Below are 13,995 nucleotides of genomic sequence, written 5' to 3'. Positions count from 1 at the left end.
TAAACAATCAAAAAGGTGAACAGTGAATAGTTTGGTGAACAGTTCATAAATAACTGTTCACCCTATAACATACTGATACAAAAGATATTTATGACAGGGTGAACAGTGGTGAACAGTTATTCCATAAGTTTAATTTTTGCTATCGTCATTAGTGACCGATACACATGATGGCATCCAGTCTTCTGATTCCTCCGTCAGTGTCACGTTTGAACGCAAACCGTGCTTCGTTTTCCGTTTCATATACTCCCTGCCATATTCCGCCATTGCCCCCGGCATATCTTTACCGAAGCGCGTCAGTGTTACAGGTTTACCAAACCCATGTGCCCTCATATAAGCCAGATAGGCATGATAGAGATACCTGCGTGGGCTGAATGGCACAATTTCAGCATTACCCACTAACAGGCCATCACACATTACCGACGCCATGAGATAGCCGCAGAAGTCCACCAGCGAATCCCCCTCTCGCTTTATCGCCAGTGCTTCTTCAGATTTCTGCTGCTCATATAACAGGCGTCTGGCTTCGTCCTGGTCAGCAAACCGTGTAAGCAGATGGCGAATCACTACCGCCAGCTCACCTTCTATTTTTTCCGCCAGCATTGGATCGCGTTCGTTCTCCGGTACAACTTCCGAAAAATTGAATATCACCCGACGACGTGAGATCCCCCCGCTGCGGTCACTGAATGACATGGCGTTATTGTTAACCGCCAGCACTACTGCCGGAATACGCGTTGAGTAGGGGGCTTTGTGTTTCGGGTCAATTGCCACCTTGTCACCGCCTGTAATGGCCTTAATTCCTGCCCCATCACCAGCGTAGCGGGTCATATCCGGCATGATAATCAGCGAAAAGCCAACCACTAACGCGCGTTCCCTTGCATCTTCCAGCGCCTTCATGCTTGCCGATACTGTGTTGGCCTTACCCGCCAGCATGGTGCAAATCTCCGCCATCACGCTTTTACCACTTCCCCCTGGACCTGTTACCTCAATGAATAACTGCCAGTCGTACCGGTTCGCCAGCACCATGAATAATGCAGCCAGTACGCGATCCGCCTTGCGGTCATTCTCAGCCACCGAACGGCGTAACCACTTCCAGAAATTCGGCGCATGTGTTGCCAGCGTTTCCCCCTCTGCTGGTGGGCTGAAAGGTAATTCACTGGCAATTAACAACCAGTCGTTTTTGTTATGCTCCCGAAAATTACCTGTTCTGGTATCAAATACCCCGTTACTGAATCCAATCAGGTTACGGGCTGTATTCCCCATTACAGGCAAACTTAACTTCATGGTATCGACCGCCGATTTAATGGCGTTCTGCGAATAGCTGATCTCTGCATCAATGAAAATCTGCGCCATAGCTCGCTGTAATTCTTTATCCTGTACTGGCTCCCATACAACGCCGTTGTAATGGTGAACAGTGTCAGAGTCAGCATGAATCGCCAGTTCACCGCCATAATGTGCCAGGAGAACTTCGCCGCGTTGACTTGCTCCCATCTGGTTAAGCGCCAGTGATGAAGCGTTATCGTCTTTTACCCGCTCTTTTTTCTTTACAGGCAGTTCAACTACCTTTTTCTTTTCCGCCAGCTCTCCCCGTTCACGTTCCAGATATTCGCGCCAGTTCTCCCGTTTCTGGCTGTGCATTCCTTCAGGGTAATAATCAGCATCCCTGACACCTGCCGCTGCCAGTTTCTGCCCGATGGTATTAACAAGCCCCGGACGCAATAACCCCGCCTGATAGAGACGCACGCGATAGCGTCCGTCCGGTACGATTTGCAGGTTGTCCAGTTCGGCAAGTTGTTGCTCTCCAAGCCAGACAGGAGGCACGTTATCGCCAGCCAGTCGCCCGTCCTGTTCCTGCCACTGCTTCGCATGTGCCCACGCATCACTACCCGCAAAAATGATGACTTCCGTCATTTTGTCACGCGGCTGGTGTTTTAAATTTGGCGCTTTTTTCATTTCTGCTCTCTCCACGCGGCAATCATGTTTTTCAGTTCCTGTAGTTTTTTATCCACATCCACACGTGACACATGGTTATTTCTGGAAGTCGGGATTTCCCGCCGGAATCTGCAAATAAAGATCTCCACGTTCAGCGAACTAAGAAATGAATAGCCATCACGAATAAAATACACACGGTCAAACATCAGTTCTTTTACCGTTACTCTGTTACCGTTCTTATCCAGATAAATAGCGCCGGGGATAATTTTGGGGTGTGCATAACCGCTGGCAGTCAAGCCAGATAAATATGTTCTCATGATTATTTATCCCCGATTTGAATCAGTATTCGCTTTCTTTATGGCATTTAATGCATCTGTGGCATTTTCAATGGTGCACCGTAACGAAATATCAAACTGCCCAAGCATTGCCAGTAACAAACCGATATTACCCATATCAATGCGCATAGCCTTTTCGTCATAGTCCTCATTTTCTGACGCATGCCACATCAGACTACCAATTGACGCAACAGCCATTGATATATTGTCAGTAGCCCCATCCGCAGCGGAATAAACCTTTTTAGCAATATCATGCTCACAGTTAAAATGCGGATTAATCAGGTACTGGTAATTTGACATATCAGGCATGGCACACCCCCTGACGAATACGGGCGGCGAATACCATCACGCAGCCAGCCGGGGATTGCTGGCGTGCTTCCTGTTCGCTGGTGGCCACGATGTGAATCACGCGCGGTTGTGCGGTGCTCAGGGCGATAAAACGCCAGATGTATTTATTCAGGTTGTACGAGTCCCGCCCTTGCGGGTGTATGGTATAATTTCTCATAGCTGCCTCGATACGCTTTCTATCGTTGGTGGTTAGAAGCCCGGTTAGTGTTCCCGCACTGCCGGGCTTCGCTGTATTTAATGGTTGCGTATTTTTAATGTGGTACGTACCATTTGATTTCAGTTTATAACGATGGTACGTACCAATGCAAGAAGAAAATGTGAAACCAAAATTTGATCGCTCCGGCAGCACAAAGAAAAACATCCGCTTCGAAGACACATTGTTGCAACAAATTAACGAAGTTGCAGGACCTGGTAATTTCAGCTCATGGGTAAAAAATGCTTGTCGTGATAAGCTACGCAAAGAAGGCATAGAACCCAAAGGCTGACAGCTAACCAGCAAGCCAGCACACTGATCACATTGCCCACCAGCCGCAAATGTGGCATTGTTGGTGATGCTTTTGTTTTCCCTTGTTCCCACTGGCGACCCTTTTGCGGTCGCCTTTGTTTTATGTGCCATCACTCCCCCCTTACACCGTCTGCGTTCTGCGAGTGGATGCAAGATAAGCATCGAGATCAGTGCGCATATACAGCACTTTGCGCCCCAGCTTATGAAAAGGGATTTTTACCTTGCCAGTACACGCCCAGTTAGCAAGAGTCTGGACACTTACCCCCAAATGCTCGGCAGCTTCTTTGCGGGTCATCTTTTCTAAATGCATGAGTATCACCGTATACTTCTGATTAAGAACAGGTATACGTTATTTAGCGACAGGGAACTCTTGAAGACAGGAAAACCAGATACAAAATCGCATATCTGGTTTACCTGACTGAAATCTGGATTACAGGGGATAAAACTGGATTTATTCTTTGTCTCCAATAACTAACTTAAAATCCCTGTTTTTTTGCGGGGATTTTGGATTCATCCCCGACTCCTTAAGCCATCTCTCTATAGTCCCAACTACAGGGACATCATTCCATTTATTGCGTAAGTGCGCGTATATCTCTGCGGATAGCCCGGGTAAACTGGCATTAGGGTATTTTTTCCAAGTGTTACAAGCTATAGATAACGCTGTTGATTTATGCCTGTTTGTTTTTCCTTTCTTTGCTTTACTACGGTCTTCACTGATAATTTTCTTTACATTAGCTATATCACGTACTGATTTTAATAAACTCTCCGACACTAAAACCGCATATCTTTCACGTAACTGGTCTGCCAGTCTGTTGAAACCAAGAACTTCAAATATAATAGCAGCTTTCAAAACATCATTGAATTCTGAATATACACTATTAAATTTTTTATCAATATCATCACCATACCCAGCACATACAGAAATATTAACCTTTAAATCCTTATTTTCTATCTCTGACGATAATGATAATCTCTCCTCCAGAGACATTTTAGATGGCGTGATATTTGCCATATCGCATATCATTTTTTTTACAAAAGCAGACGCCAGCTCATCTCTAATATAATCTGCAATAGTATTAATATCCTTCGCATCATTATGGTCAAATTCAATTGCAGCAATGATTTTATTTTCTGACATTCAAACCACCATTTGAATTAACGATACTAAATAGTAATGCGCGTTTCTCACTGTCACTCATACTCTCCAGTACAGAAAGCAATTGCGTATCGATAGATTTTTTACTCTCAACTAGCCCGGCATGTTCCAGAATTGCCCGTTCTATCCGTGATGCAGGCTCCAGCAGTTCATCAGCACCGAAATGTAAATACCCCTGCGTTACGTCGGCACTTCGCATAGTGCGGTGATTCATCAGGCGCTTGAGGATGTAATTACCCACGCCCACCAGCTCAGCAACCGTTCCGAACGTCCGGCGTGCGTCGTGCCACTTAAACGGGACAGGGAAGAGCATTTCATCGTTCGCCTCAGGAATGGTAGCCGCGCTTATCCGGTCTATGATGTGCCGTGTCTCCTGAATCACTCCCTTCACGCCAGGAAACACCAGCACATCATCAGCAGCTTTGTTTTTTAGCCTGCGAAGAAACATTTTCCGCAACGTATCAGTGATCGGTAATTCGAGCGGATCCCCGTTTTTCGTGGTGTCTATCCAGAAAAAGCGACCGCCCATATTCACGCGATCCCACGTAAGGCCAAAAACTTCTGATTTCCTCAGTCCGGTAAACAGTGCCATTTCCACGGCATCACATACCGTAACAGCTATATCATCCCTTTCCTGTTCGCCCTGGTCGCGCACAGCAGCTACAGCAGCAAACCAGCGGGGAAAATCATGCAGGCGGATACGTTCCGTTTTTCTTACCGTTCCGTGCCACTGGCGCTTGGTGCTCAGTACCAGAGTCGGCGGATCCGGTAAAAGAGTATTACCCGCATCATCACGGTAATGATCATGCGCAAACCGACACACAGCACGTAGCGCACGCGCCCATAAATCGGCCTGTGCCTTGCTTCCTGTACCAACCCCAGCCCGTAACGTGGTTTTATCAGCACCGAACCATACAGCCCCATCAGTGATGGCCTTATGCCGTTGTTCCACCCGTTCGCGGGAAATACTGGCGAGGGTATGGGCCATCCAGTCACCGGAATAATTCTGTAATATGCTGCGGTACTGTTTTTCTGTGGCGGGTTTCAGGCGGTGGCCACGATTTTTTACGTAGGCGTCAATCGCCTCACTCAGCGTTATCATGGCCTTGTTGTTAGTGCGCTTTGCTATGTTCGGATTTATCCCCGTTGTGGCGACTTCGCCAAGGAGTTCCATAGCTTTAGCCCTGGCATTATCCACGCTCAGATCAGGAAAACGCCCCAGCGTTGCACGAATAAATTTTCCGTTACGCTTACGGGAAATGCAGAAACTTTTCACACCAGACGAACCTACACGGACACGCAGCCCGTTAACCTCCGTATCACCATATTCGACCTGTCCATGTTCCGGCGTTGGCAGTTCTGCAATTTTTACTTTAGAGAATCTGAATAACTTCACTCATACACCCCACCAAGCGATCTGGTATCCTGGAAAATCGCTTGTTCTGCTCCAGGATACCTATAGGATACCGTAAAGAAGTATTTTGGGGTATATACAGGTATTTATACAGTAGTTTTAAAAAATACTAAGGTATTGAAAAGTATCGCTAAGTATCTGTAAGTAAAGGGGTATCAACCAACTCATAATCGCTTGGTCGCTGGTTCAAGTCCAGCAAGGGCCACCATATCAGCATTCACGTATCAGGAAGAGTTAAGGGTACAAGGGGTACTCGATGGCGGTCTATATTTCACGACTAACGCCATTTCAAGGAAGAAGTGTGGTGGGTGGTTTCGAATGAGGGCTGGTGTTTTGGTACGTGGCACGCCACTGCAATGTATTTATCCATCAGTACTCATTCAAAAGTACCTGGAAAAAATGCCCGCTATGCCAAGCGGGCAAATTGCTTACATGTGGAATTAAGTAATTAACGATAAAGCCAGAGTATTATCATTTATTATACCCCTTCATTTAATCAGGTTAATTACTCAAATCACTGAACTATTCTCTGTTCGCTCACTTATGCTGAGTGAGTACCACGACCAATGTATGTAGAACAATGCCGTAGAGTAAGGATGAAATGTCTCTGCCACGCCTTAAACATCTAATACTGACTAGAACCGCCGTCGCATGCAGAAGAGTCTTGTGAGCGTTACAGGAGTCTGGCTTTGCTCATTAATCAACGCTATTTAGATATAAATTTCTAATACTCGAAAAACGATTTTCACAAATAAATTATAACGGGTGGTTTTTATCATACAGCGAAATAACCTTTTGTTTATTAAATTTAACATTCCTGTGCTAAATTAATTAAAAGTACCATGTATAGCATATGAAGCTGTTAATGCCAGCAATTGTCTCAAATGAGCGATTTTTTATAGTGACAAACAATAATAACATTAAAAATAGTCATGTAGACATTAACTGAGGAAAAGACAATGTTAGTTAGTAAAAGCAACGAAATTAACACTAGCACATTTATAAATAGTGGAAATTGTAATGAAAGAAAATCTTCTAAATCCATGGAGTTACTAGCTTATAGTATTATAAAATTAATTTGTAAAGAAGCTGCCTCAGGGACGTATAACGGTGCTCTTGAAATTTTACAAAAAATGATGTCTGAATGTAAATATCATGAAGGCAATGCTTTTGTCATTATGGGAGCCGGAGAACAATTAAAACGTATTAAATATGATGCTAATGAAAATAAATTAAAAGTATACAACGTACACTTTGATAATAATCAAGAGTTAGTTGCTGATGGTGAGCCTGACGTAGTATTTTTAAAAAAAACGGTGTGGGAAGACCTTCTCGTTAAACTAAATCTGGAGAACAAAGAAAATGCGGTTTCTGAAATTAACCTGTCATCTAATAAAAATAATGTTGATCAGTTTATTGAATGCGCTAAGAGAAATGAACAGACCCTATTCGACAATATAAGAAAAAGTGATTTTCATGTTGCTTCACTTCAGCCAGGTAGAACGCGTAGTGTTATTTCAGAAACGCCGCCAAATGACTGTATGGAATCACCTAATTTATATGAAAACCACACAGATAAGGTTTCAACTGTAACTAAAAATTCTCAGCAAGTTAAAGGTCACTATGGAGATAAGTTGAAAGAAATGCAGTTGTTCCTCAACCAGATGAGCAATGCACTTCAACAGGATTCATCTTTGTTAGAGTCAAAGGAACACACCATAGATATTCAAGAAAAAACGAATAAGTTTGTGCAGCATTTTCAGCGGGTATTATTTGATAAAAATGGAAGGTCATCAGAGTTTCTACTTAATTTTTATGAGTGTTGCTATAAGTTTTTACCAAGAGCGCAGCCTCAAGATAAAATCGATAGCTATAATTCAGCACTGCAAGCTTTTTCCATCTTTTGTTCATCTACGTTCACACATAATAATGTAGGGTTTAATTTCAAATTATTTCCAGAAGTCAAGCTGTCTGGAGGAGATCTTGAAACGGTATTCAAATACAAAAATGGCAATTTTGTCTGGGAGATAGCCAGAATTAAAATTACTCTCCCAAAAGAAGAGGGTGGTTTATATAATTTAGGTGGATTGGACTTTAAGGGGTGCTTCTTTTCTGGACAGAACTTCAGTAACTATGATATTAAATATGTGAACTGGGGGACGTCATTGTTTGATGTTGATACTCCGTGTATTTTTAATACGCCTGCTAACAATGAGAGTTATGAAAAATCATTAAAGCCTGTGAGCGAAAACGGTTTAAATGGAGTCTTATCTGATCGTAATAAAAAAATAAAAATGATCACGGGCGTGGCACCATTCGATGGTATTTCATCTATGGATGATGACTTTGATGATAGTTCCTCTGAGGATGAGCCCGTTGAGAATAGTCCTGTTGTGACTAGGCCCATTGTATAAAGTTCTAAAAGCAGTTTTCAATGATAAATAAATGGCGATTTTTACAAAGAGATAATAACGTAGATTGAAATAATATGTATTATTGATTGAGTAAACGGGATTATTCTTCACACTGCATCCATTTTGCTGTCACTACCAAAGTAAAAGGGGCTATGCTTTCACGTAACCCCTTGATTTATTTGATAAGTTTGCGGTGTCTGAACTGGTGCTGTAATTGGTTGAAATATTTCATCTAATGTCTGGTTCAACTTTCCTTAGCTGCCTGAAAGTTTTTTTGATATTACCCATCAATAATAGGGTGACGGTGTACCACGCCTGACTGATGAACTGCGTGCTCAGAGTTACCACTTCAGCGCATAACCGTGGCAGCAGGCCCGGACAGAACAAACGGCTCAGGACATTATCGGTAGGGGACGTACTGGTAGTCTGTAAACTAAACCGACTGGGGCGCAGTATGCGGCATCTTGCCGTGCTGTTGGAGGAGCTGTGAGAACGTGGTATTAACTTTCGTGCTCTGACTCTACCAATATTTGCCCAACAATGGGGGGACGAAAGCTGTAAAAGTAAAACAATCTGCAATCTCAATATTATTGTGTGATTTTTATGTGAGCAGAAGATATTCATCAGAAACGATTATGTAAATCATTTTATTTTTCCGACGGCTTCAATGTCGAAAGAAAAGAATACGCCCGTATTTCCTGAATAGATTGACTTTTTTATCCAACCACACTTCAGCGCACTGCGTTTAAAAAATGCCTCTTTCTTATGCGGAATATCATCATTTCATCATGATGTCTTTGATGAGCGGTGAACACAATACACTTGCGCTGTCTCTTCAGGATGATTCCCCTGGTCTGGTGCCTATGGGCTGATGTTGCAGCAGAGCTAAGGTTGCTTAAACGCTACTCAGTATTCACTTTTCAGAGGATGAAATTTATGAACAGGACCAGTCCCCATTATTGTCGTCGCTCAGTACTTTCCTTACTAATATCTGCCTTGATATATGCTCCGCCCGCGATGGCGGCCTTTACCTCTAATGTTATTGGTGTGGTAAACGATGAGACTGTAGATGGTGTCCAAAAAGTAGATGAACGAGGTACAACAAATAACACTCATATTATCAACCACGGTTATCAGGATGTTTATGGCGGGGTATCTAATGGAAGTATTATTGAATCTGGTGGCCGTCAATATGTATCAGCCAATGGTACTCATCAGGGGCAGGCCAATAATACAGTCATTAACGGTGGCAGCCAGACAATTCTGGACGGGGGAATTTCCACAGGGACGATAATCCAGAGTGGCAGTCAGTATGTTTATGCAGGTGGTACCAGTAATGCAACAACGATAATAAGCGGTCGTTCAACAGTAATGGGGGGAACTGCGAATGGAACAATAATTAATGGTGGGAGCCAGTCAGTATCGAGTCAGGGGCGTGTTGACGGTACGACGATAAATATGTCCGGGCATCAGGAGATTACGCAAGGAAGTCTGGCAACGAACACAACAATAGATGGGGGGTGGCAGTATGTGGACTCAAGCAGTGTAGAAAATACTACCATTAAGAATGGAGGCGAGCAAAGAACAGTTAAGAGCCATGCGCTGAACACCACAATAGATGGTGGTCTACAGGTTGTCGATTCAAGTACCGCAGAAATAACCACCATTAAGAGTGGAGGAACGCAACAATTAAATAACAGCCAGGCTATGTTCACCACGATTGAAGGCGGAACTCAGTCTCTGAATAGTAAGTCAACGGCAAAAAATACTCAGATCTATTCTGGTGGCACGCAAATTGTTGATAACACCAGCACCTCGGATGTTATTGAAATTTATTCCGGTGGCGTGCTTGATGTTAGAGGTGGTATGGCAACAAATGTTACTCAGCACGATGGCGCGGCTTTAAAAGCAATGACTGACTGGTCGACGGTGAGCGGTACGAATAGTGAAGGTGCATTCTCTATTCACAATAACGTGGCAGACAATGTGTTGCTGGAAAACGGTGGCCATTTAGACGTATATGGTTCGGCAAACAAGACGATTATTAAAGATAAAGGAACAATGTCAGTTTTAGCGAATGCTAAAGCTGATGCGACCCGAATAGATAATGGCGGGGTTATGGATGTTGCCGGAAACGCGACCAATACCATAATTAATGGTGGCACACAGAATATAAATAATCATGGTATTGCCACGGGAACCAATATCAACAGCGGAACACAAAATATCAAGAGCGGCGGGAAAGCTGACACGACAAATATCTCCTCCGGGAGCCGGCAGGTTGTTGAGAAAGATGGTACGGCAACTGGCAGCAATATTAGCGCCGGAGGCTCGCTGATTGTCTATACCGGTGGTATCGCACATGGGGTTAACCAGGAGACGGGCAGTGCTTTAGTTGCCAACACGGGCGCAGGGACTGATATTGAAGGATACAACAAGCTCTCTCACTTCACTATTACCGGAGGGGAGGCTAATTATGTTGTGCTGGAAAATACCGGCGAACTGACGGTAGTGGCTAAAACCACGGCGAAAAATACTACCGTTGATGCTGGCGGTAAGCTGATTGTCCAGAAGGAGGCTAAAACAGATACCACCAGACTTAATAATGGTGGCGTTCTGGAGGTTCAGGACGGTGGTGAGGCTAAGCATGTTGAGCAACAATCCGGCGGCGCATTGATTGCTTCCACGACTTCCGGAACACTTATCGAAGGAACCAACAGTTATGGTGATGCTTTCTACATCAGGAATTCAGAAGCTAAAAATGTAGTGCTGGAAAACGCTGGCTCATTAACAGTCGTTACTGGTTCCCGGGCAGTTGATACGATTATTAATGCCAACGGCAAAATGGATGTTTATGGAAAAGATGTTGGCACTGTACTCAATAGTGCGGGCACCCAAACAATATATGCCAGTGCCACTTCTGATAAAGCAAATATCAAAGGTGGCAAGCAAACGGTATATGGTTTAGCCACTGAGGCAAATATCGAAAGTGGTGAACAAATTGTTGATGGTGGGTCAACAGATAAAACGCACATCAAAGGCGGCACGCAAACCGTTCAGAATTATGGTAAGGCGATCAATACCGATATCGTCTCTGGCCTACAACAAATTATGGCAAACGGGACAGCGGAAGGTTCCATTATTAATGGCGGTTCACAGGTAGTTAATGAGGGCGGTCTGGCTGAAAACTCGGTACTTAATGACGGCGGCACACTCGATGTGCGGGAGAAAGGCAGCGCTACGGGGATACAGCAGAGTAGCCAGGGCGCGCTGGTGGCAACCACCAGGGCGACGCGGGTCACAGGGACACGCGCTGATGGCGTCGCGTTCAGCATCGAGCAGGATGCGGCGAACAATATCCTGCTGGCAAATGGCGGCGTGTTAACCGTGGAGTCAGACACCACTTCCGCCAAAACACAGGTCAATGCGGGCGGACGGGAGATCGTCAAAACAAAAGCCACTGCGACTGGCACGATGCTTACCGGCGGTGAACAAATCGTCGAGGGTGTGGCGACTGAGACAACGATTAACGACGGCGGAATACAAACAGTTTCGGCTAACGGTGAGGCAGTAAAAACAACGATTAATGAAGGCGGTACGCTGACAGTCAACGATAATGGCAAAGCGACAGATATCATCCAGAACAGCGGTGCCGCTCTCCAGACGAGCACGGCTAACGGTATTGAAATCAGCGGTACTCACCAGTACGGCACCTTTTCCATTGCCGGAAATTTAGCGACCAATGTGCTGCTGGAAAATGGCGGTAATTTATTGGTATTAGCAGGTACCGAAGCTCGCGATTCCACGGTTGGCAACGGTGGGGCAATGCAAAACCTGGGTCAGGACTTCGCCACAAAGGTTAATTCCGGTGGGCAATATACCCTTGGTCGGTCAAAAGATGAGTTTCAGGCTCTGGCCCGGGCAGAAGATCTACAGGTCGCTGGCGGGACGGCAATCGTCTATGCAGGTACGCTGGCGGATGCATCGGTCAGTGGCGCGACAGGAAGCCTGTCGTTAATGACGCCACGGGATAATGTTACGCCAGTTAAACTTGAAGGGGTGGTCCGGATTACCGATAGCGCGACATTAACTATCGGAAATGGCGTCGATACGACGCTTGCCGACCTGACGGCTGCCAGCCGGGGCAGTGTCTGGCTTAACAGCAATAATTCCTGTGCAGGCACCAGCAACTGCGAATATAGAGTAAACAGTTTGCTCCTCAACGACGGTGATGTTTATTTATCAGCACAAACAGCAGCGCCTGCCACAACTAACGGTATCTACAATACGCTGACCACCAGTGAACTTTCCGGCAGCGGTAATTTCTACCTGCATACCAACGTTGCAGGCTCCCGGGGCGATCAACTGGTCGTCAACAACAACGCCACTGGCAATTTTAAAATCTTTGTTCAGGATACCGGCGTCAGCCCTCAGTCTGACGACGCGATGACGCTGGTGAAAACAGGGGGAGGGGGTGCTTCGTTTACGCTGGGTAATACCGGCGGTTTCGTTGATCTTGGGACCTATGAGTATGTCCTGAAAAGCGACGGCAACAGCAACTGGAACCTGACCAATGATGTCAAACCCAACCCGGACCCCAACCCAAATCCGAAACCGGATCCAAAACCAGACCCAAAACCGGATCCGAAACCAGACCCGACTCCCGATCCAACGCCGACACCCGTCCCGGAGAAACGCATCACGCCTTCTACGGCAGCCGTACTCAATATGGCAGCAACATTACCGTTGGTCTTTGATGCTGAGCTAAACAGTATTCGCGAGCGGTTGAACATAATGAAAGCGAGTCCACACAACAATAATGTCTGGGGGACGACGTATAACACCCGTAATAATGTCACCACCGATGCGGGTGCCGGGTTTGAGCAGACGCTGACCGGAATGACGGTGGGGATCGATAGCCGTAATGGTATTCCTGAGGGGATTGCGACGCTGGGCGCTTTTATGGGTTATTCCCATTCACATATCGGTTTTGATCGTGGAGGACATGGCAGTGTGGGCAGTTATTCTCTGGGGGGCTATGTCAGCTGGGAACATGAAAGTGGTTTCTATCTGGACGGTATCGTGAAGCTGAACCGCTTTGAAAGTAACGTAGCCGGTAAAATGAGCAGCGGTGGAGCCGCCAACGGCAGTTATCGCAGCAACGGGCTGGGCGGTCACATTGAAACCGGGATGCGATTTACCGATGGTAACTGGAACCTGACGCCGTATGCATCGTTAACGGGGTTCACCGCTGACAACCCCGAATATCATTTATCCAATGGTATGGAATCGAAATCAGTCGATTCCCGCAGTATATATCGTGAACTGGGCGCAACGCTGAGTTACAACATGCGTCTGGGGAACGGCATGGAAGTTGAGCCGTGGCTGAAGGCGGCTGTGCGCAAAGAATTTGTCGATGATAACCGGGTGAAAGTGAATAATGACGGTAATTTTGTCAATGATTTGTCGGGCAGACGTGGAATATACCAGGCAGGTATTAAAGCCTCATTCAGCAGTTCGTTAAGCGGGCATCTCGGGGTGGGGTATAGCCATGGTGCCAGTGTGGAATCCCCGTGGAACGCGGTGGCTGGTGTGAACTGGTCGTTCTGACCATCAACGAAAAAGCCCACATCTGTGGGCTTTCATATCACCAAGAGCCGCGGCTCCTTTGCGTATCCTTTTATGTCTCCTCACCGTCTGGTCGGTGTCTTGCTGAGACTTCTAACTTCCTGTTTTTGTTGGTGTTGTCCTTACACCGTTCAATCATGATTGGTGGAGCTGGCGGGAGTTGAACCCGTGATCGTGATTAATCCAATTTATTGAATATGAACGATTTATTTTTTCAAACAATGAATTATGTGCATTTTACGTACATATTGTTGTCCCGGTAACGTCCT

Annotated in this window: 11 protein-coding genes and 1 pseudogene; 5 read left to right on the top strand and 7 right to left on the bottom strand. The window is 45.6% G+C overall.

Annotation, left to right across the window (positions count from 1 at the left end; genetic code table 11):
* Positions 1 to 129: 129 nt before the first annotated feature.
* Genes QUE74_RS17460 through QUE74_RS17445 form a run of 4 tightly spaced genes read right to left on the bottom strand, consistent with a single transcriptional unit; the run spans position 130 to position 2,766 of the window.
* Positions 130 to 1,947: a DNA primase family protein gene (locus tag QUE74_RS17460; protein WP_042017545.1), complete on the bottom strand. Its 1,818-nt coding sequence runs from the start codon at positions 1,945 to 1,947 to the stop codon at positions 130 to 132.
* Positions 1,944 to 2,243 carry a DUF4222 domain-containing protein gene (locus tag QUE74_RS17455; protein WP_001261494.1) on the bottom strand — a complete coding sequence of 100 codons (300 nt, stop codon included), beginning with the start codon at positions 2,241 to 2,243 and terminating at the stop codon, positions 1,944 to 1,946. Before QUE74_RS17455 ends, QUE74_RS17460 begins: the two co-directional genes overlap by 4 nt.
* A gap of 6 nt (positions 2,244 to 2,249) precedes the next feature.
* Entirely contained in the window at positions 2,250 to 2,570 is a 321-nt protein-coding gene (locus tag QUE74_RS17450) for a hypothetical protein (RefSeq protein WP_001113142.1), read from the bottom strand.
* The gene (locus tag QUE74_RS17445) at positions 2,563 to 2,766 is read right to left on the bottom strand and encodes a host cell division inhibitor Icd-like protein (RefSeq protein WP_001247057.1); all 204 of its coding nucleotides are present in this window, start codon (positions 2,764 to 2,766) and stop codon (positions 2,563 to 2,565) included. The genes QUE74_RS17450 and QUE74_RS17445 overlap by 8 nt, the downstream gene beginning before the upstream one ends.
* Before the next feature lie 145 nt (positions 2,767 to 2,911).
* Here QUE74_RS17445 and QUE74_RS17440 point away from each other — a divergent pair, with 145 nt between their 5' ends.
* The gene (locus QUE74_RS17440) at positions 2,912 to 3,094 is read left to right on the top strand and encodes a YlcI/YnfO family protein (RefSeq protein ID WP_001154805.1); all 183 of its coding nucleotides are present in this window, start codon (positions 2,912 to 2,914) and stop codon (positions 3,092 to 3,094) included.
* A 141-nt stretch (positions 3,095 to 3,235) separates the two neighbouring features.
* On the opposite strand, the gene QUE74_RS17435 is transcribed toward QUE74_RS17440, so the two are convergent.
* The 3 genes from QUE74_RS17435 to QUE74_RS17425 form a co-directional block, all read right to left on the bottom strand.
* Positions 3,236 to 3,430, bottom strand: a complete 195-nt coding sequence (locus QUE74_RS17435; RefSeq protein WP_464964970.1) for a helix-turn-helix domain-containing protein — start codon at positions 3,428 to 3,430, stop codon at positions 3,236 to 3,238.
* A 135-nt stretch (positions 3,431 to 3,565) separates the two neighbouring features.
* Positions 3,566 to 4,252, bottom strand: coding sequence for a hypothetical protein (locus tag QUE74_RS17430; RefSeq protein WP_001293559.1), 687 nt, complete (start codon positions 4,250 to 4,252; stop codon positions 3,566 to 3,568).
* Positions 4,239 to 5,666, bottom strand: coding sequence for a tyrosine-type recombinase/integrase (locus QUE74_RS17425; protein ID WP_097495725.1), 1,428 nt, complete (start codon positions 5,664 to 5,666; stop codon positions 4,239 to 4,241). The genes QUE74_RS17430 and QUE74_RS17425 overlap by 14 nt, the downstream gene beginning before the upstream one ends.
* A gap of 977 nt (positions 5,667 to 6,643) precedes the next feature.
* Between QUE74_RS17425 and ypjCB the strand changes: the two genes are divergently transcribed.
* The 4 genes and pseudogenes from ypjCB to QUE74_RS17405 all read left to right on the top strand — a co-directional run bounded on the left by ypjCB (position 6,644) and on the right by QUE74_RS17405 (position 13,708).
* Positions 6,644 to 8,098, top strand: coding sequence for a YpjCB family protein (ypjCB, locus tag QUE74_RS17420; RefSeq protein WP_000961343.1), 1,455 nt, complete (start codon positions 6,644 to 6,646; stop codon positions 8,096 to 8,098).
* Between the two features lie 322 nt (positions 8,099 to 8,420).
* Positions 8,421 to 8,585, top strand: a pseudogene (locus tag QUE74_RS17415) (recombinase family protein); the annotation flags it as partial.
* Between the two features lie 265 nt (positions 8,586 to 8,850).
* On the top strand, positions 8,851 to 8,970 hold the full coding sequence (locus tag QUE74_RS17410; protein WP_001360898.1) for a hypothetical protein: 120 nt from the start codon (positions 8,851 to 8,853) through the stop codon (positions 8,968 to 8,970).
* A 64-nt stretch (positions 8,971 to 9,034) separates the two neighbouring features.
* Positions 9,035 to 13,708 (top strand): AIDA repeat-containing protein, encoded by a 4,674-nt coding sequence (locus tag QUE74_RS17405; RefSeq protein ID WP_071533261.1) that lies wholly within the window; start codon positions 9,035 to 9,037, stop codon positions 13,706 to 13,708.
* The last annotated feature ends 287 nt before the right edge of the window (positions 13,709 to 13,995 follow it).

The organism is Escherichia sp. 10290 (assembly GCF_030295155.1).
Classification (GTDB): Bacteria; Pseudomonadota; Gammaproteobacteria; order Enterobacterales; family Enterobacteriaceae; genus Escherichia; species Escherichia coli_F.
Note: the sequence above shows the minus strand (reverse complement) of the source record. Positions and strands in the feature narration are given on the sequence as shown.

Bases quoted from the DNA above. Each gene is read 5' to 3' on its own strand.
- QUE74_RS17440 (WP_001154805.1), top strand. From the start codon at position 2,912: ATGCAAGAAGAAAATGTGAAACCAAAATTTGATCGCTCCGGCAGCACA.
- QUE74_RS17445 (WP_001247057.1), bottom strand. From the start codon at position 2,766: ATGAGAAATTATACCATACACCCGCAAGGGCGGGACTCGTACAACCTG.
- QUE74_RS17450 (WP_001113142.1), bottom strand. From the start codon at position 2,570: ATGCCTGATATGTCAAATTACCAGTACCTGATTAATCCGCATTTTAAC.
- ypjCB (WP_000961343.1), top strand. From the start codon at position 6,644: ATGTTAGTTAGTAAAAGCAACGAAATTAACACTAGCACATTTATAAAT.
- QUE74_RS17410 (WP_001360898.1), top strand. From the start codon at position 8,851: ATGCCTCTTTCTTATGCGGAATATCATCATTTCATCATGATGTCTTTG.
- QUE74_RS17455 (WP_001261494.1), bottom strand. From the start codon at position 2,243: ATGAGAACATATTTATCTGGCTTGACTGCCAGCGGTTATGCACACCCC.
- QUE74_RS17460 (WP_042017545.1), bottom strand. From the start codon at position 1,947: ATGAAAAAAGCGCCAAATTTAAAACACCAGCCGCGTGACAAAATGACG.
- QUE74_RS17430 (WP_001293559.1), bottom strand. From the start codon at position 4,252: ATGTCAGAAAATAAAATCATTGCTGCAATTGAATTTGACCATAATGAT.
- QUE74_RS17405 (WP_071533261.1), top strand. From the start codon at position 9,035: ATGAACAGGACCAGTCCCCATTATTGTCGTCGCTCAGTACTTTCCTTA.